The sequence below is a fragment of the Rhodoluna lacicola genome, assembly GCF_000699505.1.
Lineage (GTDB): Bacteria > Actinomycetota > Actinomycetes > Actinomycetales > Microbacteriaceae > Rhodoluna > Rhodoluna lacicola.
The window spans coordinates 646,846-672,413 of the sequence record NZ_CP007490.1; the positions used below are offsets into that span (position 1 = coordinate 646,846).

The 25,568-nt window shown below is 51.3% G+C and carries 25 protein-coding genes, 2 tRNA genes and 1 other RNA gene; 16 read left to right on the forward strand and 12 right to left on the reverse strand.

The features are described 5' to 3' along the window. Positions 1–2: 2 nt before the first annotated feature. Positions 3–569: a peptide deformylase gene (gene def, locus RHOLA_RS03165; RefSeq protein ID WP_038502287.1), complete on the reverse strand. Its 567-nt coding sequence runs from the start codon at positions 567–569 to the stop codon at positions 3–5. A 63-nt stretch (positions 570–632) separates the two neighbouring features. Here def and RHOLA_RS03170 point away from each other — a divergent pair, with 63 nt between their 5' ends. The 8 genes from RHOLA_RS03170 (at position 633) to menC (ending at position 8,293) form a co-directional block, all read left to right on the forward strand. Continuing rightward, on the forward strand, positions 633–1,592 hold the full coding sequence (locus RHOLA_RS03170; RefSeq protein ID WP_038502290.1) for a DMT family transporter: 960 nt from the start codon (positions 633–635) through the stop codon (positions 1,590–1,592). A gap of 44 nt (positions 1,593–1,636) precedes the next feature. Next, a complete protein-coding gene (locus tag RHOLA_RS03175; protein WP_227818803.1) occupies positions 1,637–3,100 on the forward strand; it encodes a glycosyltransferase in 1,464 nt (487 codons plus the stop codon). A 13-nt stretch (positions 3,101–3,113) separates the two neighbouring features. Further along, positions 3,114–3,188, forward strand: a tRNA-Ile gene (locus tag RHOLA_RS03180). 413 nt (positions 3,189–3,601) lie between these two features. Continuing rightward, positions 3,602–4,498, forward strand: a complete 897-nt coding sequence (locus RHOLA_RS03190; RefSeq protein WP_038502293.1) for an amino acid ABC transporter permease — start codon at positions 3,602–3,604, stop codon at positions 4,496–4,498. Next, positions 4,495–5,262 (forward strand): amino acid ABC transporter ATP-binding protein, encoded by a 768-nt coding sequence (locus RHOLA_RS03195; RefSeq protein ID WP_038502295.1) that lies wholly within the window; start codon positions 4,495–4,497, stop codon positions 5,260–5,262. The genes RHOLA_RS03190 and RHOLA_RS03195 overlap by 4 nt, the downstream gene beginning before the upstream one ends. 157 nt (positions 5,263–5,419) lie before the next feature. Next, positions 5,420–6,316 carry an ABC transporter substrate-binding protein gene (locus RHOLA_RS03200; protein ID WP_051636241.1) on the forward strand — a complete coding sequence of 299 codons (897 nt, stop codon included), beginning with the start codon at positions 5,420–5,422 and terminating at the stop codon, positions 6,314–6,316. 69 nt (positions 6,317–6,385) lie between these two features. Then, a complete protein-coding gene (locus tag RHOLA_RS03205; protein WP_051636242.1) occupies positions 6,386–7,162 on the forward strand; it encodes a hypothetical protein in 777 nt (258 codons plus the stop codon). Between the two features lie 15 nt (positions 7,163–7,177). Further along, positions 7,178–8,293: an o-succinylbenzoate synthase gene (gene menC / locus RHOLA_RS03210; RefSeq protein ID WP_038502297.1), complete on the forward strand. Its 1,116-nt coding sequence runs from the start codon at positions 7,178–7,180 to the stop codon at positions 8,291–8,293. Between the two features lie 13 nt (positions 8,294–8,306). Here menC and RHOLA_RS03215 read toward each other — a convergent pair whose 3' ends face one another. Genes RHOLA_RS03215 through aceE form a run of 7 tightly spaced genes read right to left on the reverse strand, consistent with a single transcriptional unit; the run spans position 8,307 to position 16,320 of the window. After that, positions 8,307–8,906: a thymidine kinase gene (locus tag RHOLA_RS03215; RefSeq protein WP_038502299.1), complete on the reverse strand. Its 600-nt coding sequence runs from the start codon at positions 8,904–8,906 to the stop codon at positions 8,307–8,309. Positions 8,907–8,912: 6 nt separating this feature from the next. Next, positions 8,913–10,154, reverse strand: coding sequence for a beta-ketoacyl-[acyl-carrier-protein] synthase family protein (locus tag RHOLA_RS03220; protein ID WP_038502301.1), 1,242 nt, complete (start codon positions 10,152–10,154; stop codon positions 8,913–8,915). A 17-nt stretch (positions 10,155–10,171) separates the two neighbouring features. Beyond that, positions 10,172–10,417, reverse strand: a complete 246-nt coding sequence (locus RHOLA_RS03225) for an acyl carrier protein (RefSeq protein ID WP_038502303.1) — start codon at positions 10,415–10,417, stop codon at positions 10,172–10,174. A gap of 38 nt (positions 10,418–10,455) precedes the next feature. Then, a complete protein-coding gene (locus tag RHOLA_RS03230) occupies positions 10,456–11,460 on the reverse strand; it encodes a beta-ketoacyl-ACP synthase III (protein WP_038502304.1) in 1,005 nt (334 codons plus the stop codon). A gap of 42 nt (positions 11,461–11,502) precedes the next feature. Then, positions 11,503–12,429 carry an ACP S-malonyltransferase gene (locus RHOLA_RS03235; RefSeq protein WP_038502306.1) on the reverse strand — a complete coding sequence of 309 codons (927 nt, stop codon included), beginning with the start codon at positions 12,427–12,429 and terminating at the stop codon, positions 11,503–11,505. A 2-nt stretch (positions 12,430–12,431) separates the two neighbouring features. Further along, entirely contained in the window at positions 12,432–13,607 is a 1,176-nt protein-coding gene (locus RHOLA_RS03240) for a PucR family transcriptional regulator (protein WP_038502308.1), read from the reverse strand. Then, positions 13,594–16,320 (reverse strand): pyruvate dehydrogenase (acetyl-transferring), homodimeric type, encoded by a 2,727-nt coding sequence (aceE, locus tag RHOLA_RS03245; protein WP_038502310.1) that lies wholly within the window; start codon positions 16,318–16,320, stop codon positions 13,594–13,596. Before aceE ends, RHOLA_RS03240 begins: the two co-directional genes overlap by 14 nt. 145 nt (positions 16,321–16,465) lie before the next feature. Between aceE and RHOLA_RS03250 the strand changes: the two genes are divergently transcribed. From RHOLA_RS03250 to rnpB, 7 genes are all read left to right on the forward strand, one after another. Beyond that, positions 16,466–16,924: a peroxiredoxin gene (locus tag RHOLA_RS03250; protein ID WP_038502311.1), complete on the forward strand. Its 459-nt coding sequence runs from the start codon at positions 16,466–16,468 to the stop codon at positions 16,922–16,924. A 94-nt stretch (positions 16,925–17,018) separates the two neighbouring features. Beyond that, positions 17,019–17,091, forward strand: a tRNA-Val gene (locus RHOLA_RS03255). A 117-nt stretch (positions 17,092–17,208) separates the two neighbouring features. After that, complete coding sequence (locus tag RHOLA_RS03260) at positions 17,209–19,347, forward strand: purine-cytosine permease family protein (protein ID WP_038502313.1); 2,139 nt, start codon at positions 17,209–17,211, stop codon at positions 19,345–19,347. A gap of 32 nt (positions 19,348–19,379) precedes the next feature. Beyond that, positions 19,380–20,201, forward strand: a complete 822-nt coding sequence (locus RHOLA_RS03265; RefSeq protein ID WP_038502314.1) for a Nif3-like dinuclear metal center hexameric protein — start codon at positions 19,380–19,382, stop codon at positions 20,199–20,201. A 48-nt stretch (positions 20,202–20,249) separates the two neighbouring features. Beyond that, positions 20,250–20,963, forward strand: a complete 714-nt coding sequence (locus RHOLA_RS03270; protein ID WP_038502315.1) for a zinc ribbon domain-containing protein — start codon at positions 20,250–20,252, stop codon at positions 20,961–20,963. Continuing rightward, a complete protein-coding gene (locus tag RHOLA_RS03275; RefSeq protein ID WP_038502318.1) occupies positions 20,960–22,117 on the forward strand; it encodes a bifunctional RNase H/acid phosphatase in 1,158 nt (385 codons plus the stop codon). Before RHOLA_RS03270 ends, RHOLA_RS03275 begins: the two co-directional genes overlap by 4 nt. 58 nt (positions 22,118–22,175) lie before the next feature. Next, positions 22,176–22,521, forward strand: an RNA gene (gene rnpB / locus RHOLA_RS07170) — RNase P RNA component class A. A 5-nt stretch (positions 22,522–22,526) separates the two neighbouring features. On the opposite strand, the gene ppgK is transcribed toward rnpB, so the two are convergent. Together ppgK and map are read right to left on the reverse strand one after the other, a co-directional pair. Beyond that, a complete protein-coding gene (gene ppgK, locus RHOLA_RS03280) occupies positions 22,527–23,282 on the reverse strand; it encodes a polyphosphate--glucose phosphotransferase (RefSeq protein ID WP_038502320.1) in 756 nt (251 codons plus the stop codon). Positions 23,283–23,296: 14 nt separating this feature from the next. Then, the gene (gene map / locus RHOLA_RS03285) at positions 23,297–24,166 is read right to left on the reverse strand and encodes a type I methionyl aminopeptidase (protein WP_038502321.1); all 870 of its coding nucleotides are present in this window, start codon (positions 24,164–24,166) and stop codon (positions 23,297–23,299) included. Positions 24,167–24,178: 12 nt separating this feature from the next. Between map and RHOLA_RS03290 the strand changes: the two genes are divergently transcribed. Next, positions 24,179–24,361 carry a hypothetical protein gene (locus RHOLA_RS03290; protein ID WP_038502322.1) on the forward strand — a complete coding sequence of 61 codons (183 nt, stop codon included), beginning with the start codon at positions 24,179–24,181 and terminating at the stop codon, positions 24,359–24,361. On the opposite strand, the gene panB is transcribed toward RHOLA_RS03290, so the two are convergent. Next, a complete protein-coding gene (gene panB, locus RHOLA_RS03295) occupies positions 24,358–25,170 on the reverse strand; it encodes a 3-methyl-2-oxobutanoate hydroxymethyltransferase (RefSeq protein WP_038502324.1) in 813 nt (270 codons plus the stop codon). The two genes, RHOLA_RS03290 and panB, sit on opposite strands and share 4 nt — an antisense overlap. A gap of 4 nt (positions 25,171–25,174) precedes the next feature. Further along, positions 25,175–25,567, reverse strand: coding sequence for a RidA family protein (locus RHOLA_RS03300; protein ID WP_038502325.1), 393 nt, complete (start codon positions 25,565–25,567; stop codon positions 25,175–25,177). Between the last annotated feature and the right edge of the window lies 1 nt (position 25,568).

Below are 25,568 nucleotides of genomic sequence, written 5' to 3' on the forward strand. Positions count from 1 at the left end.
GCCTAGGCCTCTAGATTGTCTCTGCCCGGGAGCCAGCTGATCCCTGGTTTTCCCCAGCCATTATCTTTAATAATGTCGGTAGAGATTTCTTTCCACGGTTCGGCAAGCCTGTCCACGTAAAGTAGCCCGTTTAGGTGGTCAAATTCATGTTGGAAGATTCTTGCAAACCAGCCCTCCGCTTCGATTCGGACTGGGAGTTTGTCTAGATCCACGCCGGTCAGCACAACTTGTTCTGCCCGCTTCAATGGAAAACGTTCACCAGGCACCGATAGGCACCCCTCAATTTCGGTATCCTCATCGGCCGGTTCGTCAAGAATTGGCCCAAGTTCCAATTCCGGGTTAATGATGACGCCGCGGCGTTCATTTCCATGATCATCGGCGTAGTCGTAGGTAAAGACTCTTAGCCCAACCCCAATTTGCGGAGCGGCTAGGCCCACTCCAGGTGCCTTATCCATGGTTTCAAACATGTCTGCCACTAATTCACGAAGACTTTCGTCAAAAACAGTGACTTCTTTGGCACGCTCGTGCAGGACTGGTTCGCCGGTGATGCAGATGGGTCTAATGGTCATTAGGTAAATTTACCGGTCAGCTTGAGCAGATTCGAGCAACGAGCGAGATATAGTCAGAGTCGTATGTTTATAAGCGGGGCAGAAGAGCTAGCGGTCTATGGGCCGGGGGTAGATGCCCGCGCCTTGGCTATTGCCCTGGCTGTTTTGGCAGCCGTCGCCTTAGCCTTTGGTGCCCAATTCCAGAACGACGCCGTTGTTGACAAGAGCGCCCAGGTCTCTAAAAAGGCAGGCAAGCTAGCCAGAGGATCACTATCGCTAAAGCAACTTTTTAGCCTGCTTAGTAAGCCAAAATGGCTCAGCGGTACCGCATTTATGGCTCTTGGAATCGGGCTTCAGTTGGCCGCACTTTCGCTGGCGCCATTAATTGTGGTTCAGCCGGTGGGCGCCATCGCACTCGTGATTACCTCCCTGCTGAACGCTCGGGTGACTAAGACCCGGCTAAACCGTGGCACTATTTTGGCCATCTCGCTCTGCACCCTGGGCATAGCGGCCTTCGTCGCTATGGCCTCCGGAGTGGCCGATGAGACGGTTTTGAACGACGACCGACTCAGAGAAGTACTGGGCGTGCTTGGGGCGATTCTGGTCGTATTTACGGTGCTTTTCTTTACCCTTGGTCGGCATGCCAAGGCCCTGACCTATGTAATCGGTGCCGGGGTGTTATACGGTTTTGTGGCAACCCTGGCCAAGGTCGTAATTCAACGTATTTATCAGTCGGATTTCGAATGGCTCACAATGCTTTGCCTAGTTGCCTTGATCGGCGCAGTTTCGCTGGGTAGCTGGTTCGTCCAAAACGCCTATTCATCGGGCCCTCCTGACCTTGTCATCGCCGGTTTGACCGTAATTGATCCTCTGGTCGCCGTGAGTATCGGTATCGTCATCCTTGGCGAGGCTACTTCCGCAAGTTTGCCGGTAATCATTGGCTTTGGTCTAAGCGCTGTGGTGGCCGTTATCGGGGTAATTCTTCTCTCGAAGGTACATCCTGAACTAAGCAGGCCAACCTTGAAAACAGAGGGTAAAATTTAGGAGTTGGGTTATCCCAGCCAATTCCCCTAAAAAAGGCACCTTTCTTGACCCCTGGTTCTAATCCGCCGGCCAACGAGCCGCTGACTATTGTTATTGGCTGCGACACGTTCCCGCCCGACATCAATGGTGCCGCTAGATTCGCTGAGCGCCTTGCCGCCGGGCTTGCTCGACACGGGCACGATGTGCACATAGTGGCATCTTCCTTTGATGGCACTCACGGGGCCTTTACTGAAATCCACGATGGCCAAGCCATGACCGTGCACCGAATCAAGAGCTATCGGATTCCCCAGCATAAAACCTTGCGCTACGTCTGGCCGTTTACACTGAAAGCAAAAACCGATGAAATATTGCGTCAGGTCAAACCAGATGCGGTGCACATCCAATCGCACTTAATCATGGGGCGCTACCTAGCCAAGAGTGCAAGGGAGCAAGGGATTCGCCTTTTGGCGACGAACCACATAATGCCTGAGAACCTAATTAAGTACTCGGTGATTGTTCCTAAGTTTTTAGAAAAAACCGCGATGAAACTTGCCTGGGCAGATGCGGGTCGAGTTCTTCGTCAAGCGGATTTTGTGACTACACCAACTCGTCGCGCAGCAAACCTGCTTGAGCAAGCCGCTGGTGTGACAGATGTGTTGGCAATTAGTTGCGGAATTGATGCATCTAAATTCGCCAATGCAACACCGACAACAAATGAGAATCCACGAATTTTGTTTCTTGGTCGCCTGGATTACGAAAAGCACATTCACAACCTTTTGAAGGCTGTGGCGATGCTGCCAAAGAAATTAAACACTCAGGTCGAAATAGTTGGCGATGGTGGTGAACGCAAGCACCTTGAAAACTTGGCGCTTGAGCTTGGCATTTCAAAACAAGTGACGTTCCTCGGTCATATTTCTGAAGAAGAGCTTCCTAAGGCTTATGAGCGGGCCACGCTCTTTGCAATGCCTTCGATTGCAGAATTGCAAAGCATCGCCACCATGGAGGCAATGGCATCGGGTCGACCAGTGGTGGCCGCAAACGCCATGGCTCTTCCGCACCTAGTCCACGACGGCGATAATGGGTATCTTTTTGAGCCAGATGACGTTCAAGAATTCAGCGAAAAGCTTAGGAAGATCCTCACTGCTGATCAGGCAGAACTAGACCGCCTGTCAGAGAATTCACTGCACCTAATCCAGTCGCATGATATTGAAAGAACGCTCTCTATTTTTGAGGGTCTTTACCGCGGCGATCAAGATTCGGATAGAACTTCTGATGACAACAGTGAGACTTACACGCAGGCAATTGGACTATTGCCTGAACAACTTCACAACCGAGTCGTTGAGCTACGAGAAAGGGCCAAAGCATTGCGCGAGGCTGCTGCCGAGTTGCGTGAGGAAGTTGTTGAAGATGTGCGTGAAAAACTTGAGGACATTCGCGACGAGGTGAAGAAGTCCGCAAAAAAGACTGCAATCAAAGCTAAGAAAGTTGTCAAGAACGCCACCGAGCGTCTCAAAAACGACGAGGATTAGAAGATAGCAGCTGGGGGAGTTAGCTCAGCCGGTTAGAGCAGCGGACTCATAATCCGTCGGTCACGGGTTCAAGTCCCGTTACTCCCCACTTGAGAGTTTCATTGAACGGGACTTCGAAAACCACCTGACGGTGCTTTTCCATTACTCCCCACTTGAGAGTTTCATTGAACGGGACTTCGAAAACCACCTGACGGTGCTTTTCCATTACTCCCCACTTGAGAGTTTCATTGAACGGGACTTCGAAAACCACCTGACGGTGCTTTTCCATTACTCCCCACTTGAGAGTTTCATTGAACGGGACTTCGAAAACCACCTGACGGTGCTTTTCCATACTCCCCACTTGAGAGTTTCATTGAACGGGACTTCGAAAACCACCTGACGGTGCTTTTCCATACTCCCCACTTGAGAGTTTCATTGAACGGGACTTCGAAAACCACCTGACGGTGCTTTTCCATACTCCCCACTCCTTCCTTTAGTATGGTGAAACAAGGAAAGGCCCTCATGGCAAACAAGCAGAGCAACGATGACGTTGTAGCCGTGCCTCTCAGGCATCCCTGGCGCTGGGTATCTGCAGTCATTTTGGTGGCAATTCTTGGGCTATTTGTTTATTCCCTCTGGGCTTCGCCAAACATAAATCACGAAATCGTAAGCAAGTATCTTTTCAATGAAAAAGTTATTGCAGCAGCGGGGCTTACTGTTTCGCTCACCGTGATTTCGATGCTGATTGGCACAATCCTCGCCATAATTTTGGCAATCATGAGACTTTCATCAAATCCGGTGCTGAAGCTTGTCTCGATTGGCTACATTGGTTTTTTCCGCGGGACTCCGTTGCTGTTGCAGGTAGTGTTCTGGGGTTACCTAGGCATCATTTACCCAACCATCGACATCGGAATCCCATTTACCGACATGATCTGGTGGTCCGAGAAAACCTCGCTGGTCTTCACATCACTGGTGGCTGGAATTATCGCTCTTTCGCTTAACGAGGCCGCTTACTCCGCGGAAATCGTGCGCGCCGGTATTTTATCGGTGGACTCAGGGCAAGCCGAAGCAGCCAAATCTCTTGGAATGGGCTCTGGTTACACCCTGCGCAGAATTGTTCTGCCTCAGGCCATGAGGGTAATCATTCCTCCGATGGGTAATGAATTCATATCGATGCTAAAAAACACATCTCTCTTGCAGGTGGTTGCCGTCATGGAACTGTACGCCCGTACTTCGCAGATTTCTTCGCAAAACCTTGCTCAGGTTGAATTGCTTGTGGTTGCCGGCTTCTGGTACCTGGTCATGACTACTGTTCTCTCATTCCCGCAAAGCTACCTAGAGAAAAAGTACGGTAGGGGATTCAGCGTTGCGACTCAAAAATCGCGATGGCTTCGAATCGGTATGAAGGGGAACGTATGAGCAATAAGTTAATGGTTGACGCTCGTGCTATCCGAAAAAGTTTTGGTTCAAACGAGGTTCTCAAGGGGATCACCCTGCAGGTAGAACAGGGGCAAGTGTTGTGCCTGCTTGGTCCATCTGGCTCAGGAAAATCCACATTCCTGCGCTGCATTAATCATCTTGAGACAATCAATGGTGGCCGTCTTTATGTCGATGGTGAACTAATGGGATTTCGTGAGAAAAGCGATGCGATATACGAAATGAAGCCGGGTGCCATCGCCAAACAGCGAAGTGAAATCGGCATGGTTTTCCAACGCTTCAATCTTTTCCCGCATTTAACTGCCCTTGAAAATGTGATCGAGGCTCCGGTTGGAGTAAAGGGAATTTCTAAAACCGATGCCGTGATTAAGGCCAAGGAACTTCTGGCCTCAGTCGGACTGAGTGACAAAATTAATCACTATCCTTCGCAACTCTCCGGTGGCCAGCAACAGCGAGTAGCGATTGCCCGAGCGCTTGCCATGGAACCCAAGCTGATGCTTTTTGACGAACCAACCTCTGCGTTAGACCCGGAGCTTGTCGGTGATGTTCTTGATGTGATGCGCAAACTTGCGCTAAGTGGCATGACGATGATTGTCGTGACCCACGAGATTGGGTTTGCTCGAGAGGTTGCCGACCGAGTGGTGTTTATGGATGACGGCATCGTGGTTGAAGATGGCACGCCAAGTCAGGTCATAGATAAACCAAAGAATGAGCGAACCAAGGCCTTTATCAATAGTGTTTTGTGAGGGCCATTTGCCCAGAGGGTGACAGTGGCGCCAATGGCCCATAACGAGCACCTCAAGCGGCATAGCTTGTTTCAAACAGGTAAAGATTCCCCAAATTACCGGCCTTTGGCTTGGCTCTGAACTAGGCTCAATCTGTACCTTCCCGATAGGAGAACAATTGAGTATTTCTAAATTTGCCGGCTTGGCCATGCTGGCCACAGCAAGCGTATTCGCACTAACTGGCTGTGCTTCAGGCACCCCAGCCGCCGAGGAAACCACTGCAGGCACAATCGCGGTTGATGAAGCCGCCGCAGCACTTCTTCCAGCAGAGTTCAAGGATGGCATCAGCGTTGCATCAGACATCCCTTACGCTCCGATGGAGCTTTTCGACGAGAACGACAACCCAACTGGCTTTGATTACGACCTGTCTCAGGCTATTGGCGCAAAGCTTGGTGTGAAGCTTACTTTCAACGACCAGGACTGGGACGGAATTATTCCTTCACTTCAGTCGGGAACCCACGACATCATCATGTCTGGCATGAATGACACAAAGGAGCGTCAAGAGGTTCTTGATTTCGTTGACTACTTCAGTGCAGGTTTCGCTGTTGTTGTTCCAGCCGGAAACCCAGAAATGATCAAATCATTTGCTGATCTCTGTGGCAAAACCGTTGCAATCCAGACCGCAACCGCACAAATTGACTTGGTAAATGCGGTAAACCCTAGCTGTTCCAAGAAGATCGCCGTTCTTGAGTTCCCAACCGATGGTGATGCCCAGAACGCAATCCGTGCCGGCAAGGCATCTGCTGGTGTAAATGACGGTCAGGTAGCGGCATACACCGCACAGACCGCTGGTGAAGGAAAGTACTTTGAAGTTGTAGTACCAACCGACGCTCCTGAGGGATACACCTCAGTGCTCACCGGTATTGGTGTGCTGAAGAAGAACGCAGACCTAACCAAGGCGATTCAGGCTGCGGTACAGTCGCTAATTGACGATGGTACCTATGCGTCACTTCTGGACAAATGGAACCTATCTGCATTTGCTGTAGCAGAAGCAACCATTAACGGCACCAAGTAATTGACCTGTATTTCGGGGGCAAGCTTCGGCTTGCCCCCGATTTCATTTTTAATCTGAAAGAATTGAGTCATGTCCGAAAATCTGCAAATTGTTGAGGTAGAAACTGCCTCCGACGCAGAGTTGATGGCCAACTTCTTTAAGACCATTTGGACTGATGGTGATGAGGTAGTTCCGTTCGACATGGTTCTGGCCGTTCTCCACGTTGGCGGGTATGCCGCCCTTGCAAAATCCGAAAACAGGGTGGTGGGTGCCTCATTTGGTTTCCTTGGTGAGTACGCGTCGCATCGAGTATTGCACTCTCACGTGACCGCCGCATCTGTTCAAGGAGTCGGGTTTCAGCTCAAGCAGCACCAGTTTGCATGGGCTAAGGAGCGTGACCTTGCAGGCATAACCTGGACTTTTGATCCACTGGTTAGAAGAAATTGCGTTTTTAATTTCCAGAAATTGGGCGCTATTGTAGTGGAATATCTTCCAAACTTTTATGGCACTATGACCGACTCCATAAACGCAGGTGATGATTCTGATCGTCTCTTTACGTATTGGCCGGTCCAGGAGCCGATTCATCTAGAGGCTACCAAGACCACGAATTTGGCACTCAAGAATCTGTCTGGCTCGCCGGTTGCTGTGGAATACAACGCCCAGGTAGCTTTCTGGATTGAACTTCCCGAAGACATCGAGGCTTTGCGAAAGACTGACATAGAGCTAGCAAGGCAGTGGCGCCAGAGTGTTCGTGAAATTCTGCAGCCGGCGCTAGACGATGGTTGGTTCGTGGCAGCAGTCAACACCGATAGAACTGCGATTCTGGTTGAGCCGGGCACATCCGATTACGAATTTTCAGAAGATTAGAAAGTAAGGAAAAAATTGAAGTTAGAGGCAGTTGAACTTATCCGATTGAACGTGCCATTGAAATCGGCCTTCAGGACTTCATTCAGTTCTGTGAACATGCATGAGGTGGTTTGGGTTCACGCTGTCACCGATGAGGGTGAGGGATGGGCTGAGTGCGGTGCCAACGATCGCCCTGACTACTCCAGCGAATATCACACCGGGGCCATGGCTGTACTTCGCGAGTTCATTCTTCCCGACCTCTTCAAGCTCGGCAACGATCTAAGTGCCGAGGCCGTAGCCCCGACTTTGCATTGGATCAAGCAGCACCGCATGGCGAAGGCTGCCATTGAAACAGCATTGCTTGATGCACAGCTTCGAGCGAGCACAACTTCTTTTGCTGAGTATTTTGGCGCCACTCGAGACAAGGTTCCTGCGGGTGTTTCAGTGGGAATTATGGATTCTCTGCCCGAGCTAATGGGCTTCGTCGAAGGTTACCTAAATGAGGGTTACGTGCGAATCAAACTCAAAATTGAACCCGGCTGGGACTACGAGCCAGTAAAACTCGTTCGAGAGACTTACGGCCCTGATTTGCTACTTCAGGTTGACGCAAATACCGCTTACACCCGAGATGATTTTGATTTGCTCAAACGTCTTGATGAATTCAATTTGCTGTTAATTGAGCAGCCAATTTATGAAGAAGATCTACTGGGTCACGCAAAGCTGGCCGATTACATTGAGACTCCGGTCTGCTTGGATGAAACAATCATTTCTGCTGACATCGCACGTGATGCAATTGAACTGGGAGCCGCTGAAATTATTAACATCAAGCCGTCACGTGTTGGCGGATACATCGAATCGGTAAAGATTCACGATATCTCAGTAGCCAACAACATTCCGGTCTGGTGCGGGGGAATGCTGGAAACTGGAATTGGTCGCGCTGCGAATCTTGCTCTTGCCGCCATGCCTGGCTTTACCTTGCCGGGCGACACCTCAGCATCATCTCGCTATTTTGAAACCGATTTGACCGAACCATTCGTACTAGTTGATGGCCACATTTCTGTGCCCACAGGTCCTGGAATCGGTGTTGATCCAATTCCTGAGATTATTGAAAGGTTTGCAGTTTCCAGAGAGTGGATTAAGCGTCCAAATTAGTTTTAGGAATTTCCTAAAGACTTCCGCGCTCGCTTAGGTAGCACGAGGGGCAAAGCGACTCGTAAGTTACGTTCACTCCATCGATGGCTACTTGCTCGCCATCAAAAACAAATTGATTGTCCATTTTGCGAGCATTGAACATTGCCTTGCGCCCACAGCGGCAGATTGTCTTCAGCTCCTCGAGGCTGTGGGCAATTTCAAGCAGGCGTAGGCTGCCTGGAAAGCCGTTGGTGAGAAAGTCCGTGCGAATCCCGTATGCGAGCACCGGGATGTTATCTAGGACGGCAATTTCAAGTGCCTGGTCGACTTGGTCGCGGGTTAGAAACTGGGCCTCATCTATCAGTAGGCAGGCTATTCCTTTACCGGTTTCTTTCTTGAATGCTGCGACTCGCGAAGCAAATTCCGCACGTAGGTCAAGTTCGGGAGTGATCAGAAAATCCACCTCGCGATCTACGCCCAGGCGGCTGGTGATGGCTTTTTCACCCTTAATGTCAATAGCCGGCTTGGCTAGCAAGACGTGTTGGTCGCGTTCTTCGTAGTTGTGGGCTGCCTGCAGCAGCGCGGTGCTCTTGCCACTGTTCATGGCACCGTGACGGAAGTAGAGCTTGCTCAAGGCCGATTAGCCCTCGTGGCTGCGGAAGGCAATAACGGCGTTGTGGCCACCAAATCCAAACGAGGTGCTAATCGCAAGAATCGGACCCTCAGGAAGCGAACGAGCTTTCGTGACTACATCCAGTGGAATGGCTGGGTCTTGGTTTTCAAGATTGATAGTCGGCGGTGCGGTGCGTTCGGCAATTGCCAATACTGTAAAAATAGCTTCGATAGCTCCGGCGCCGCCAAGCAGATGACCGGTGGCTGACTTAGTAGCAGAAACCGCAATCTTGCCTAGGTGATCTCCGAAGACTCTCAGTAGGGCCGTGTATTCCGCAATGTCGCCGACCGGCGTAGAGGTGGCGTGAGCATTAATGTGCACAACATCTTCTGGCTTGGCATTTGCCTGCTTGAGCGCGGCAACCACCGCACGAGCGGCTCCGGTACCTTCTGGGTCTGGTGCGGTGATGTGGTGTGCGTCTGAAGTTACTGCACCACCAACTAGTTCGGCATAAATTTTGGCTCCGCGAGCTTTGGCGTGAGCCTCGGTCTCTAGGACCAGCGCTCCAGCGCCTTCACCCATTACAAAGCCGTCGCGATCAACGTCATACGGCCTTGAGGCTGCCGCTGGATTCTCGTTTCGTCGAGAAAGAGCGTGCATGGCAGCAAAAGCGGCAATTGGAAGTGGGTGAATTCCTGCCTCGCAACCACCGGCAACCACAACATCAACTTCACCGGAATGTAAGCGTGCAATTGCATTAGCAACGGCCTCGGTGCTCGAGGCACAGGCAGAAACTGCTGTGCGCACGCCACCACGAGCAGCGATGTCCATGCCAATCGCAGCTGCCGGCCCGTTGGGCATCAACATTGGAATTGTCATTGGCAGCACTCTGCGCGGGCCTTTTTCCTTGAGTGCGTCGTAGGCATCAAGAAGAGTCCACACGCCACCGATTCCAGTGGCATACTCAACCGCTAGGCGCTCGGGCACCACATCAGGCGAACCTGCGTCTGCCCAAGCCTCGCGGGCTGCGATTAGTGCAAACTGACTCGAAGGGTCAAGACGCTTTATCTCCTGCGGAGTGAGCACCTCGGCTGCGTTTACCTTTGCCTGGCCAGCAAATGTGACTGGGAGCTCGTATTGAGCAACCCAATCCTTATCGATAGTCGAGATACCCGACTCTCCGGCTAGCAGCGCCTTCCAGGTTGAACGCGCGTCACCACCGAGTGGGGTAGTAGCGCCCACACCGGTGACAACGATTTTCTGAGTCAATTTGGATAAACCTTAGATTACTGAGCGTTAGTGATGAAGTTAACTGCGTCACCAACGGTAACTAGGTTCTTAACTTCTTCGTCCGGAATCTTTACGCCGAACTTGTCTTCCGCGTTTACAACGATGGTCATCATTGAGATTGAATCGATGTCTAGGTCGTCGGTGAATGACTTGTCTAGCTGAACCGCGTCTGCTGCAATGCCGGTTTCGTCGTTGACGATCTCTGCTAGGCCTGCAAGAACTTCGCTCTGTGAAAGTGCCATTGGGTTTCTCCTTAGGGGTTATTTGACCGAGGTTAAGTTTACGGTAGGACTACTACTTGAGCGCCGAAGGCAAGGCCGGCGCCAAAGCCTATTTCTAGGGCCAATCCACCAGATTTGACCTCTCCAGATTCAAGCAAGGCGTGCATTGCCAGTGGAATCGACGCTGCCGAAGTGTTGCCGGTGTAGATGATGTCTCGCGCAATCACGACGTGCTCGGGAACCTCTAGCTGCTTGGCTAACTCATCGATAATTCGAATGTTTGCCTGATGGGTCACAATGGCAGCCAAGTCTTCAGCCTTGACTCCGGCTACTTCAAGGGCCTGGCGGGCAACTTTTACCATCTCCCAAACTGCCCATTTGAAAACGGTCAGACCTTCTTGACGAAGGGTTGGCCACTGATGGGTGCCATCGCGGAATTCAAGAAGCGAGGCGTCCATTCCAACCGCTCCCCATTGGGAGCCATCAGAACCCCACACCGATGGGCTGATGCCAGGCGTCTCTGATGGGCCGACAATTGCGGCGCCGGCACCATCACCCAGAAGGAATGAGATTGTTCTATCGGTTGGGTCGATAAAGTCGGAAAGCTTTTCGCCTCCGACAACCAGCACGTACTTGGCCACGCCGGAGCGAACCAGAGCGTCTGCTTGAGCTATGCCGTAGCAGTAGCCAGCACAAGCGGCTGAGATGTCATACGCGGGGGCCGGATTAGCGCCGATTTTGTCAGCCAGCAAGGTAGCTGCCGAAGGGGTTTGGTAAGGATGAGTTATGGTCGAAAAGATTACTGCGCCAATTTCGCTTGGTTGAATTCCAGCCTTATTAATTGCCTCGTTCGAGGCGGTAACCGCCATGTCCATCAGGCTTAGTTTTTTGCTTGCGCGCCTGCGCGTGATGATTCCAGTGCGCTGACGAATCCACTCATCGCTCGAATCAATCGGGCCAGCTATGTCATCGTTAGTGACGGTCAGGTCACCGCGAGCGGCGCCAAGGGAGTAGATGCGTGAATACGGAACCGTTTGGTATTGATTTAGAACTGGCTGCGACATCTATCCTCTTTTTCTGACAACTACAAATTTACCGGCGAATTACTACACACCGTTGTTGATAAGTGACAAAGCCGCTTCAAGATTTTCTGGGGTCTTCACAGCCACTGCAGGGATCCCAGGCATTGCCCGCTTTGCTAGCCCGACCAATGTCCCGGCGGGGGCTAACTCAATAATTCCGCTCACTCCCGCGTTGAGCATGGCTTCCATGCACAGATCCCATCGAACTGGGCTAGAGATTTGGTTGACCATTAGCGAAACAAATTCGGCACCCGAGGAAATCTTGCGGCCACCGTTGTTGCTCCACAGTGCTATTTGCGGATCGCTCATTTGGATGCTCTGAGAATAAACTTGCATAGTTTCGACCGCTGGCCTCATGAAACGCGTGTGAAATGCCCCAGCAACCTGCAGGGGAATAACCCTGGTTCCAGCTATTGGGTTCTCTTGCAATTCAGATATCGCGCCGGTGGTGCCAGCAGCAACTATCTGCCCCGAGCCGTTGTAGTTCGCTGGTTCAAGCCCAAGCTGGGCAAGTTTTGCCTCAACATCCGAAGGTTCGCCCCCAATTACTGCCGCCATGCTGGTTTGTTCCAACGCCGCAGCATTAGCCATTGCCCGACCACGCTCGTTGACAAACTTAATGCCCGTTTCCGAATCAAAAACGCCAGCTACCACTGCCGCGGTAATCTCGCCCACTGAGTGCCCGGCAACACCAGCAATTCCTGAATCGGCAGCGGACTTATCGCCTAGTAAGGCGTGTAGTGCTGCCACGCCAGAACCTACAATCAGCGGTTGCGCTACAGCGGTGTCGCGAATGGTGTCGGCGTCACTCACTGTTCCGTATTTCACCAAATCAATTCCAGACGCTTCTTGCATTGCGAGCAGTGAAGATTTAAATGCGGGCAATTCCAACCAAGGGTTTAGGAACCCTGGAGTTTGAGATCCTTGGCCCGGACAGACGACAACAATCATGGTTATTTTCGCTTTCTGATTTCTGTTTCACTCATTGCACCCAAAACCATGGCAACTTGAAGCACGAATGCTTCCCGCGAACCGGTGGCGTCCCAGCCGATAATTTCCGAAATTCTTTTTAGGCGATATCGCACGGTGTTTGGATGAACAAATAATTCTCTTGCTGTGGATTCAAGCGAGCGGCCGGTATCGAGATACGCCGAAAGCGTCTCGAGCAATTCGGGAGAGTTTTGAGAAAGCGGCCGATATATGTTTTCAACCAAGGTTTGTTTGGCAAGCATGTCACCGGCAAGCGACCGTTCGGCGAGTAAATCCTCGGCATTGATGGGCCGAGCTGCTTTTTGCCATGTTTTAACCACTGCAAAACCGGCAAGGGCAGCCTTTGCGGATCGATTTGCCTCGGCCACACTGGCTACCTCTGGTCCCAGCACCATTGGTCCGGTTCCAAAATATGAATCTAAGGACTCAGCGATTTTCATGAAGCTCGGCAATTCGGCTTCGTTTGGAGTCTCGTGTTCTATACGGCCGATTACAACAATCAAACGATTTCCATGAACGCCAATCAAAACATCCGCGCTGTTCTTGCGTGCAATTCTCCTGAGGCCATCTTGATCCACGGGCTCTGTTGCAACACCGATAAGCGCCGCCACGCTTCCGCCAGCACGCCAACCCAATGCCGCGATTCGTGAGGCCAACTCTTCTTCGTGTTCACCGCTCAGGATGGAGTCAACTACTAGAGCTTCGAGTCGCGCATCCCATAGCCCACGCGCTTCAGCTGCGCGAGCGTAAACATCGGCCGCAGAGAATGCGATTTCTCGCGAGTACAGAAGCACGGCCTCGCGAAGTGATTCATCTTCTTGGACAACACGATCCTCGACCACCTGAACCACAACGCGAATGAGCTGCAGCGTTTCCTGCAGAGAGATTGACCTTAGGAGTTCTCTAGGCGCTACACCAAAAACATCTGCGGCAACCCATGGTTGAGACTTTGGATTCTTGTACCAAGAAACAAATGAGGTTATGCCAGCCTGAGCAACCAGTCCAACCGAAGATCTTCTTGATGCAGGCATCGAACGATACCAGGGCAACAATTCATCGAGGCGTTTTAGAGTTGTGGTCGCTAATTCACCTGAGATGGATTTGAGCCACTCAAGGGTGGCCTCTTTAGTTCTCGCCACCGGTTGATCCAGACGTTCCTGCGTTCACATCGTGTAGGCGATACCTGTCAATTGCTTGCTGCGGAACACTTGGGTCCATCTCGCCGCGTTCAACCAATTGTTCAAGTACGCGCACCACAATTGATGGCCCATCAATCTTGAAGAATCGTCTAGCCGCGGCTCGGGTGTCAGAGAAACCGAATCCATCGGCGCCGAGGGTGGCATAGTCACCCGGCACCCAGGCGCGAATTTGATCTTGAACTGCGTGCATGTAGTCGCTCACGCCAAGGAATGGACCCTGGGCATTCTTGAGCTTGGCAGTCAAGTAGGCATCTGGAATTTCATAACTTGGATTAAGGAACTTAGCTTCGTCACGAAGCAATCCATCACGACGCAACTCACTCCATGAAGTAACTGACCAAATATCAGCTGAAACACCCCAGTCATTCTGAAGTAGTTCTTGTGCTTCGTGCGCCCAAGGAACTGCAACACCTGATGCCAAGATTTGAGCCTTTAGACCCTCGCGATCGTTGCGACTAATTTGGTGGATTCCTCGGATAATTCCCTCAACGTCAACACCATCTGGTTCCGCTGGTTGCACGTAGGGTTCGTTGTACACGGTTAGGTAATAAATGCAGTTTGGGTCTTGGTGCTGACCGCCGTACATCCGCTCGATTCCGCTCTTCACGATGTGAGCGATCTCGTAACCGTACGCAGGGTCGTAACTAATCACTGCGTTGTTAGTTGAAGCAATAAGAGGAGAGTGGCCGTCGGCGTGCTGAAGCCCCTCACCGGTCAAAGTTGTGCGGCCCGCGGTTGCCCCAATCAGGAATCCTCTGGATAGTTGGTCAGCTGCTGCCCAGATTGAATCCGCGGTTCGTTGGAAGCCAAACATTGAGTAGAAGACATAGAACGGAATCATTGCCTGGCCCTGAGTTGCATAGCTAGTCGCGGCTGCGGTAAACCCTGCAATCGATCCGGCCTCATTGATTCCAGTGTGCAGAATCTGGCCCGATGCGCTTTCTTTGTATGCCAGAAGCAACTCGCGGTCTACTGAGATGTAGTGCTGTCCGTTCGGGTTGTAAATCTTTGCTGACGGAAAGAATGCGTCCATACCAAAGGTGCGAGCCTCATCGGGAATGATAGGGACAATGCGTGACCCAAAATCAGGTGAACGAAGCAGGTCTTTGAATAGACGAACAAAGGCCATAGTGGTTGCAACCTCTTGGGTCCCTGAGCCTCCCTTGGCTGATTTATAAACATCCTCGGTTGGTAGCGCGAAGTCAACGTACTTACTTCTGCGTTCAGGAAGGTAGCCACCCAATTCTCGGCGACGCTCGTGCATGTACTGGATCTCCGGAGCGTCTTGTCCTGGATGGAAGTAGGGCGGCTGATAAGGGTTCTCTTCGAGCTGCGCATCGGTAATTGGGATTCGAAGTTCATCGCGGAAACCCTTTAGGTTATCTAGCGTCAACTTCTTCATCTGGTGAGTTGCGTTACGACCCTCAAACGATTTACCAAGAGTGAATCCCTTGATGGTCTTCGCCAAAATTACGGTTGGTTGACCCTTGTGTTCGAGTGCAGATTTATAGGCGGCATATACCTTGCGGTAATCGTGCCCACCACGCTTCAATCCCCAAATCTCATCGTCACTCATGTGCTCAACCAACTTCAAAGTGCGAGGATCGCGAGCAAAGAAATTCTCTCGAACGAATGCACCATCTTCAGTCTTGTAAGTCTGGAAGTCGCCATCTGGAGTTTTGTTCATTAGGTCAACGAGCGCCCCATCGGTGTCATTGGCAAGCAGCGAGTCCCACTCGCGACCCCAAACCACCTTGATCACGTTCCAGCCGGCACCGCGGAAGAAAGACTCTAGCTCTTGGATGATTTTTCCATTGCCACGAACTGGTCCATCCAGGCGCTGCAGGTTACAGTTCACAACAAAGGTCAGGTTGTCCAGGTTGTCATTGGCAGCGAGTTGAAGAGCGCCACGTGATTCAACCTCGTCCATCTCGCCGTCGCCCAAAAATGCCCAAACGTGTTGCTGTGAGGTGTCTTTGATTCCGCGGCCTTCAAGGTAGCGGTTGAACTGCGCCTGGTAAATGGCGTTGATAGGACCAATACCCATTGAAACGGTAGGGAATTGCCAGAAGTCAGGCATAAGTCGGGGATGAGGATAGGAGGATAAAGATCCACTTGAGTGTGATTTTTCCTGACGGAATCCGTCAAGTTGTTCGGCGCTTAGGCGCCCTTCAAGAAACGCACGCGCGTAAGGACCGGGCGATGCGTGACCCTGAATAAATATCTGGTCTCCGCCAGATGGGTGATCCTGGCCCTTGAAGAAGTGGTTGAAACCCACTTCGTAAAGCGAAGCTGATGAAGCAAATGTTGAAATGTGTCCACCAACGCCAACACCCGGACGCTGGGCTCGGTGTACGAGCATTGCAGCATTCCATCGCATCCAAGCGCGATAGGTGCGTTCGATCTTTTCGTCACCCGGGAACTCCGCTTCGTTTTCAGGAGCAATCGTGTTCAGGTAATCGGTGGTTGGGACGATCGGAACGTTCAGTTGAAGTTCGTGCGAGCGACGCAACAGATTGAGCATGATTTCGCGTGCTCGACCGCGACCATGAACTCTGGCCACCGCGTCAAGCGATTCAAGCCATTCACTGGTTTCTTGAGGGTCTAGGTCTGGAGTGTTGACCGCATACGCGTCGTTGTTGTTTATCGACAACTGGCATCCTTTTCGTGGGGGATGGACAAAGAAATCTAAAAGGCTTTGTAAAGCCTCATAAGAGTTTATGACGACAAAGGGACGCAAATGTATGTTTTGCTTGTTGATAAGAGCAAACTGAACATTTTTTACAAGGGAGAAATAAATGAGCCTAATTATCGGTGATCCAGCACCAGAGTTTGAACTGTTAAATCAGTACGGCGAGACCGTTAGTTTGGCTGATTTCCGCGGTAAGAAGCCCGTGGTTCTTGTGTTTTACCCACTTTCTTTTTCCGGCATCTGCACCGGCGAACTATGCGAAATTCGCGATAACTTCGCCAAGTTTGAGAATGAAAACGTTGAATTGCTAGCGATTTCTGTGGACTCAAAGTTTGTGCAGAAGCAGTTCGCCGAGCACGAGGGCTACAAGTTCTCTGTTCTGGCCGACTTTTGGCCTCACGGAGGCGTGGCCAAGCAGTATGGCGTGTTTATCGAAGAGGCGGGCATCGCTAACCGGGCAACCTTTGTTATCAACAAGAATGGCGACTTAGTTGCCAAGTTCATCACCGCACCTGGTCAGGCTCGAAGCCTCGATGAGTACGATCGCGCTTTGGCGGCACTTTAGAAAGCTTCCACGAGCTTCAAGAGTTAAATTGGCTTAAATGCCGCTGAATGGGATAGGCTCTTCGAGTTGCAGTTCACTGCAGACCTTGAAAAAGGGGCCTTTAGCTCAGCTGGTAGAGCGCCACGCTTACACCGTGGATGTCATCGGTTCGATCCCGGTAGGGCCCACTGTTTTGAAACCCCAGCCATTGGCTGGGGTTTTCTTTTTCTCGATGCTCCTTACTAGCAAGGCTTTCCATAACCTACCTTCGTGGCTGGATTCGGGCCCGGCATTAGTATTTGGGTATGGATTCATCTAATTACACCCCTCCAGCGCGCCGCTCAATGACCGATGAGGAAATCACCACGGCCCTAGGCAATGCGCAAGCAGACGAAGCTGGAATTACTGCCGCGATGGAGTTGCTGGAGACCCAGGCGCAACTTCGCGACATTGAGAAAATGGAATTCTCAGCTTGGGTCATCGAGATGGAACGAAACGGATCAAAAGAGGCACTTCTTGCTGTTGAGAACGCCAAGCGAGCGCAGCAGGGCCTTGAGCCGCTGAACGAGTTACCAGGAACTGCCCCGGTTCAGCCAATCGAGGATGTGGTGGCCCATCTAAATAATCTCTACGCTAAAGCGCCGCAAACTGAACCGGAACTTTCACCGACCGCGGAAGCTCCAGTAGAAATCGAACTCCCGCCAGCCGTGGAAGCGCAATTTGAACCGGAACTGCCGCCTATTCAGCCACCGCCAGAGCGTCAGCCTGAAGCGATTTTTACAGCTAATCAAACTGAATCTTTCGATGAGTTCGATCGCCTTTTGGCTGCCGACACGGTTGTGGGTGCTGAAGACGAACTGACGGCCCTTGAAGAAGAGTTGGCTGCCGAGGTTTCGGGTGCCCCGGTTTCGGCAATCGAGGGAATAGAAGTCGTCGAGGATGATCCAGGGGTAGTCTTTGATGCCGAGCCGGCGATCGAACCGGTGAAACTTGAATCCGTTCCCAAAATAAGCCGCAGGAGCAGGGCATCGTCCCAATTCTGGGCCTGGCTGGGATTGGGCGGTTCAGTCCTTCCGCTTGGATTGGCCTGGTTCGTTTCCAAGACTGAGGTTTCCTTCAGTCAGTCGGTGGTTGCAATCTTCTTAGGGGCGCTGGCTTCAGCCCTCGTAATTTCTGTCGGTGCCCTTGCTGGTAAGCGCAGCGGTTTGCCTACGCTTTTGCTGTCTCGTGCACCGTTCGGAGTTTTCGCAAACGCGGTACCAGCTTCAATTCTTACGCTCGTTAGATTGTTTTGGTCGGCAGCAATTCTGGCCTCTGTTTTTGCATTTGGAAATGATTTCTTTGCTATTGAATCAAGGGCCAATTTTGCTGCAACGCCAAACATTACGTTGCTGTCATTAGCCTTCGTTGCTATCGCGTCTGCCGTCACGTTAGCAATCTTTGGTGGTCGAGTCTTGTTCCGTGCACAACAAGCGGTCGGTGTGCTTGGGGTGCTTGTTGTCGTCGTGTTCATTGCATTCACCGCCTATTCATTCTCAATCCAAGGGCTTTTGGCAGAACCATCCTCAAGTTGGATTGATGCTTTTGGAATCGCAGTGCTTACTTTTAGTGTGTTTGGTTTAGCTTGGACTTCTGCAGGGGCAGACTTCGCTAGAAAATTGGCCACTACGGCAAGAGGCGCATCGGTAGTTGGTTGGGGAGTTTTGGCTCTTGTGCTGATACCTACCGTGGTTGCTTCATACGGGCTTGCGTTGTTTAGTTCGACTTCAAGCACATCGGCAAAAAATCCACAGAATCTAATTGCTGAACTTGGCAGCTTTGTTGCTCCTTGGTTGGGTTATCTGATGGCTGCATCTGCGATGGTTTCAATAGTTGTTGTTCTGGCTATGTCTCTCTACTCTTCAAACTTGAGCCTTCACTCAATCGGCCTGAAGCTGACTCCAGCTGTGGCTCAGCCGATCATCGGCGTATTGGCTGTTGGCTCTGCATTTATTGGATACCTCTACATAGAAGACCTATGGTCTTTTATCGCCGATTACGCTTTGATGGCTGCGGTTCCCGTTGCGGCTTGGTCGGGGATATTTATTTCAGATGTCCTGATCAGAAGAATTGCGTACCACGAAATTTCTCTGAGTCGTAGCTACGGTTTTTATAAGTCGATCAACTGGGTGAATTTGGTTGGTTGGCTTTTCGCTACTGTGATTGGATTCGGTTTCACATACATTGACCAGCCAGGTTTCGGTTGGACGGGCTTCATTGCTGATCAGCTTATAAATCAAAGTTTCTGGTCAATCACCTTGTTCGGTATCGTAATGGGTTTTGCTTTTGCTTCTTTGCTCCCTGTGCTTTTCGGCATTCCCCGCATAAAAAGGCAGGAAGCTGAAGTGCTTGCAATCGAGGCCCGCCGCGATGATCTTAAAGACATTTTTGGTCTGGTCGATTAATCTTTCCCAGCTTGAATACAGAGGTTTAGGCAATGGCAGTTGAACTAAAGCAGTTAGTGGAGTCTTTTGACCGGCTGTGGCCTGCAACAGGCGCAGAAGATTGGGATAACCCCGGGCTTGTCTGCGGCGATATAAAGCAGAGAGTGTCGCGGGTGCTGCTATCTGTAGACGTGACCACAGACATTATTTCTGAAGCAATCGATGGCGGATTTGATTTGCTGCTAGCTCACCACCCATACCTTCTGCGCGGCATCACATCAGTGCGCGAAGATACCGCAAAGGGAATGAATCTCGCGAGTGCAATCCGCGCTGATCTTTCGATTTTTGCCGCCCACACCAATGCCGACATTGTGGAGTCAGGGGTCTCTCACGTGTTTGCCAATGCTTTGGGTTTGCAAAACGTTGAACCTCTGGTGCCTTCTTCTGATCGTTTAATCGGGCACGGGCGAATTGGGGTGCTCAGCGAACCCATCGCGCTGGGTGAATTTGCTAGACACATCGCAAAAGTTTTGCCTTCCACGGCGACCGGCGTTCGAGTAGCGGGCGATTTCAATCAACTTGTTCAAAGAGTTGCCCTTTGCGGTGGCGCGGGCGATTCTTTCATTCCGGCGGCTATGGAGGCCGCGGTCGATGTTTATGTCACATCTGACCTTCGTCACCACCCTGTTCAAGATGCGCGAGAGCATTCAGCTTTAAGCGGTGGCACTCCAGCAATTATTGACGTTTCGCATTGGGCCAGCGAATGGCTTTGGTTAGATATTGCCGCCGAGCAACTAGGCGTTCTTTTTCCAAACGTTCAATTTGTCGTGAGTCAGCTGCGAACAGATCCATGGGACTTTGTGGTCACTCAATAACTCAGGCATCGACTAGTTTTAATTTGTCAACTAAAAAGAGAGCAACACATGAAAGCTTCAGAGAGCCAGCAAGCCGACCTGCTGTCGCTGAGTAATTTAGATCTAGAGATCACGCGCACTCGTGTTGCTATAGCCGCTCTCACCAGCGGAGAAGCTTTTGCTGCTCTCCGTCAATCGCAGCGCGATGCTGCGGCCAGCCTAATTGAAAGCCGAAACCAACTGGATTCCGTTGAGTTGGAGTTATCTAGGGCTGAGGCTGATCTGAAACTTGTTGAGCAAAGAATTGATAAAGATAATCAAAGACTTAATCAAACTTCCTCAAGCAAAGATGCGCAGGGAATTCAGGCCGAACTAGAGACCCTAAAAAAGAGAAAGTCTGACTTAGAAGACTTTGAGTTGTCCATTCTGGAACGAAAAGAGCAAGCGGAGGCTGCTTACCAAGTAATCATCCACGACAAGAAACTAATCGATGATGAACTGGCGACCAAAGAATCGGAAAATGAAGCCCAGATCATAAAGCTCCGCTCAGGACTTGACCTGTTGACTCAGCAGAGAAATCAACAGGCGTCTCGGATTCAGAGCGATCTGCTGGAGCTCTACGAAAAGAAATCAAGCAGGGGACTTGCGATTGGAAGGTTAGTAAATCGCGAGTGTGGCGCTTGCCGAATTACCATTGGCGCTACCGCGCTTGCAGAGATCTCTGGCTTGGCGCGTGATGAAGTAGCCACCTGTCCAGATTGCCAAGCGATTCTTGTTCGATGAGTAAGCCAAGCAATCTAATCGTGGAGGCCGACGGCGGCTCCAGAGGAAACCCAGGGCCCGCTGGAAGTGGCGCTGTCGTGATCGATGCCGACACCGGCGAAGTGATATTAGAGATCGCGCGATTCATCGGTGTTGCGACAAATAACGTAGCTGAATATCTAGCTCTAAAATCGGGTCTTGAGGGGGCACTTCAAATAAATCCGGAAGCCAGAATCCTGGTTCGTATGGATTCAAAACTAGTAATTGAGCAAATGTCAGGGACTTGGAAAATTAAGCACCCCGACATGATTCAGTTGGCTGCTGAAGTGCAAAACATTTCTCGTGGGCATGACATCAAATTCATGTGGATCCCTAGAGAAGAAAATTCAAGAGCTGACGCACTCGCAAACAAGGCTATGGATGAGTCTGGTGACTCAACCGTTTCCTCAGAAGGTGAAATTCTTCGTTCGCCAGTCGCGGAATTCAATCAGACGGCACCTAGTTCCGTGCGCGCACCAGGGAACGTGACAGCGCCACTTACTACGGTGGTGTTGATAAGGCATGGCCGCACTCATTTGACCGAGTCAAAGAGAATCTCAGGGCGCGGCGGTGAGAATCCAAAACTTAGCGATCTGGGTCGTATTGATGCTCGAATGGCTGCTCAGGCTGTGGCGCAAATTGGTAAGACTGGTCCGTGGTCTTTTCTGAACCCAGTTTCAGCGATTGTCGCTTCGCCGATTCAGCGAACTCTAGATACGGCAAACATAATTGCCAATGAAGTTGGGCTATCGGTGTCAACCAACGACAACATCGCAGAAATATCTTTTGGAGATTGGGATGGTTCGACAAACGACGAGGTAAGGCAAAATTGGCCTGAAGAGTTTGCTGCCTGGCAAGGGTCGTGGGAAGTAGCCCCTCCAAACGGTGAATCACTTGAGGAATTTGATGAGCGAGTAATGAAGGGTCTCTTTGAAATCGTCGAGGCCAATGCTGGCAAAACAGTTGCTGTGGTCAGCCACGTGATGCCCATTCGCGGAATAGCAAGGCGGGCGTTGGATGGCGGCATTTCTGCCTATTGGTCACCTCAGATTTCGCCATGTTCGATTTCAATTCTTCGTTTCTGGGGGACTCAAGCGGCAGAGGTAATTACGCTCAACTCCACGTCCCATCTATAGATGCGCAATCGAGCGATGATTGTTGGTCCACAGGACTTCAAGTAGTCTTAGTGCTGGATGGGTCGGCAAGGCGATCGCGATGGAAACATCGAGGAACGTCCGGGCTCCAAAGAGCAAAACGGTGGCTAATTACCACCCGGGGTAACCCGCGAGAAAGTGCAACAGAAAGTAAACCGCCGAGAGATCGGTAAGGGTGAAACGGTGGTGTAAGAGACCACCAGTGTGGCGTGTGAGCGCCACAGCTAGGTAAACCTCGTTTGGAGCAAGGTCAGATAGGGAACGCATAGAGCTGCTCGCTCTTGTTCTCGGGTAGGCCGCTTGAGGGTGTTGGTAACAGCACTTCTAGATAGATGATCGTCGCCTGGCAACAGGTACAGAACCCGGCGTAACAGCCGGCCCGTCCACTAATTTATTTTGATGCTTTTTTAGCTAGAGCTGCCGCCCCAAGGATTCCAGCGTTGTTTCTTTTTAGGGCTGGAACAATCGGGGTGTTTAGCTTTATTTTTGGTAAAAATTCCTCGTGCTGCTTGGAAACTCCGCCCCCAACGATGATTAGATCGGGCGTGAAAAGCCGCTCAAGCGTCGAATAGTAGGTCTGCAGTCTCTTTGCCCACTCTGTCCAGTTGAGGTTTTCGCGCTCCTTTGCTGCAAACGAGGCTTTGCTCTCATAATCCACCCCTTCAATTTCAAGGTGGCCAAGCTCGGCGTTCGGAAGCAACTTACCGTTCATGAAAAGGGCGCTTCCAATTCCGGTGCCCAGGGTGGTCATGATCACCAGACCATCAAGGTCTTTAGCGGCGCCAAATTTAATTTCTGCAACGCCGGCGGCATCTGCATCGTTGATCACATGAACTGATCGACCAAGTTCTTTCGTGAATAGCGCATCGGCGTCAAGGCCAATCCAGTCCTTTGAAACATTTGCTGCCGACATGGTTATGCCGTTGCGCACGATTGCTGGGAAGCAAATACCAACGATCATGTCCGGCTTGGCATCGGGAAGTTGAGTTATGAGCTGAGCCACCACGCTTGCGATTTCAGCAGGTTTACCACCGGCTGGGGTTTCGTGGCGAACTCGTTCGCCAATCAGTGAGCCATCCTTTAGGTTGACAACTGCTCCCTTGATGCCGGTGCCGCCAATGTCGATACCAATTGCTTTTTTACTCATAGGTTCCTATTTTGCTATGCCAAGGTAAGGATTTCAGGCCCATCCTCGGTGATGGCAATGGTGTGTTCAAATTGCGCGGTGATGCTTTTGTCTCTAGTAACCACGGTCCAATTATCTGGCCACATGTCCCATTCGTGAGTCCCAAGCGTGAGCATCGGTTCGATGGTAAAAACCATACCGACTTTAATTTCGTCGTTGTAAAGCGGGGCAGAGTCGTAGTGCGGAACAATAAGCCCCGAGTGAAATGATTCACCAATTCCGTGGCCGGTAAAGTCGCGAACGACTCCGTAGTCAAAACGTTTGGCGAAAGCCTGAATCGCACGACCAATGATATTAATCTCGCGTCCGGGTAGCGCAGCATTAATGCCGCGCATCATCGCCTCGTGCGTGCGTTCCACAAGGTTCTTAACTGCCGGCTTTACCTCACCGACCATGAAGGTTTGGTTGCTGTCACCATGAAACCCATTTTTGAAGGCGGTGATGTCGATGTTTACGATGTCGCCCTCTTGTAGAACGGTGTCATCGGGTATGCCGTGGCAAATCACTTCATTAACCGAAGAACAGAGCGACTTTGGATAGTTGCGGTAGCCCAGGGTAGATGGATAGGCGCCTTGAGAAATGAGGAATTCGTGACCAATCCGATCGAGCTCATCGGTGGTGATGCCTGGTTTTGCGTGTGAACCCACTAGCTCAATTGCTTGAGCCGCAATTTTTCCAGCCGCTCTAATTTTTTCAATTTCCTCGCGAGTGCGAACGTCACCCTTGGTATTTTTTGCCGGTGCCGGTTTTCCCACATATTCGGGGCGAGCAATTGAAGTTGGCACCGATCTGGTTGGACTGAGTTTCCCCTGCGTCAGAAATCCGGTTTGTGGGTCGCGTGGCATAGAGTTCAGTCTATGCAAGAAGAAAGCGTGCAGTATTGGTTTAATAGCCAGACCGGTCAGGTAGAGGTTGGGCCTCAATCATTGGCGTTGCACCGTTTAGGCCCATTCAAGACTCGCGAGGAAGCCGAACGCGCTCCAGAGATTATTGCTGCCCGTGCTGCAGCCTGGCGCAAAGAAGAGGATGAACGCGACTAGTTCTCGAACGAGTGGTCTTGGGTAGGAAACTCTCCGTTTGACACTTCAGCCGCGTATTGCCTTGCGCTTTCCAAAAGAGTCTCGCGAATGTTTGCGTAACGCTTCACGAATTTGCGGGGCTTTTGAGCGCTCAATCCCGCAAAGTCTGTCCAAACCAGAATCTGTCCATCGGTGTCTGGCCCGGCGCCAATGCCGATAGTGGGAATTGAAATTTCACGAGTGACCTGCGCAGCGATCTCTGCAGGGACCATCTCAAGCACCACTGCAAAAGCTCCAGCTGCCTCAACTGCCTTTGCGTCGGCAATAAGCTGTTCGGCTCCTTCGCCGCGGCCCTGCACTTTGAAACCGCCAAGCGCATTTACGCTCTGCGGAGTGAAGCCAACGTGCCCCATAACTGGAATGCCTGCCTCAACGATTGCAGCAATTTGCGCGCCACTTCGTTCGCCGCCTTCGAGCTTCACTGCCGCGGCACCGCTGGTCTTCATCATCTTGATAGCGTTAGCCAGAGCATCGGCGGCTCCGGTTTCGTACGAGCCAAATGGCATGTCAATCACAACAAGCGAACGCTTAACTGCGGTTGAAACAGCACGACCAAATGAAATCATCTCGTCAACGGTCACTGGCAGTGTGCTGCTATATCCCAAAGAGTTATCTGCCGCGGAATCGCCAACCAAGATCACATCAATTCCAGCTTCGTCAAAAATGCCAGCGGTCATGTGGTCATAACTGGTTAGGCAGCTGAACTTGCGTCCGGTTTGCTTGAATTCCTTTAGGTGCGCGGTGCGAACCAGCTTTGGCGTTAATTCCATTTATTTAGGCACGCTTCCAAGCATCAACTTCAATCTCAACCAGCATGTCTTTGTTGATGAATTGAATACCAGCCAGCATTGTTGCGGCCGGACGAATCTCACCAAAAATTTCACCGTGTGCTTTGCCAACCGCATCCATGTCGTCTGCATTAGCAAGGTAAACGCGACTGCGCACTACGTCTTCTAGACCGTAGCCAACCTGAGCAAGAGCCTTGGCGATAACTTCCTTTAGAGTCACAAGTGTCTGACCGTATGCATCACCCTTGTGCTGCAGCTCACCGTCAACGGTGGCGGTAGAACCAGACACGTGAACGTATTCACCGGCAACGGTTGCACGTGAATAGCCAATTACTGACTCCCATGGGCCGCCGCTTGAAATTAGTTTGTCTGCTGCCACT